Source organism: Blautia wexlerae, assembly GCF_013300825.1.
GTDB classification, from domain to species: domain Bacteria; phylum Bacillota; class Clostridia; order Lachnospirales; family Lachnospiraceae; genus Blautia_A; species Blautia_A wexlerae_B.
Window position 1 is genome coordinate 1 of record NZ_JAAIMY010000102.1, and the last position, 451, is coordinate 451.

Annotated in this window: 1 pseudogene; it reads left to right on the forward strand. The window is 47.9% G+C overall.

Annotation, left to right across the window (positions count from 1 at the left end):
• Positions 1-451: pseudogene (locus tag G4417_RS16610) on the forward strand (conjugal transfer protein); the annotation flags it as partial.

A 451-nucleotide genomic window follows, 5' to 3' on the forward strand; every position in this document is an offset into this window, starting at 1 on the left:
TGATGAAGTCCATCCGGCAGCTTATCCAAAACCTCAAAGGCTGGATTACCGAGCTGGGAGAAAAACGGAAAGAACTGCTTGTACAAAAGGCGGCGGAGGAAGCGACACTTCTTCTCAATCTGCTGATGAAGTATATGGAGATACGAAAGGAAGAAAGGAAGGACTGGACAAGGGCTGGACAGAACCGGGGGACTTCACAGGACTTAAAGGCAGTCAGCGAAGCCCTGTCCTATCTCCGGCAAAAGGGGCTTTCCACTGTGGAGGACTTAGAAGCATTTCTGGAATCTTCCGGGAAATCAGCCGCAGATTACCGCAATCAGATGAAGCCAAAGGAAGCCCGAAGCAAAGTGATTGACGGGATTCTTGCCAGCCGGACAGACTGCAAGGAATGTAAGCCTGTCTATGAGAAGTACCAGAAGATATTTTTTAAGAAAACAAAGGAGAAATTCAA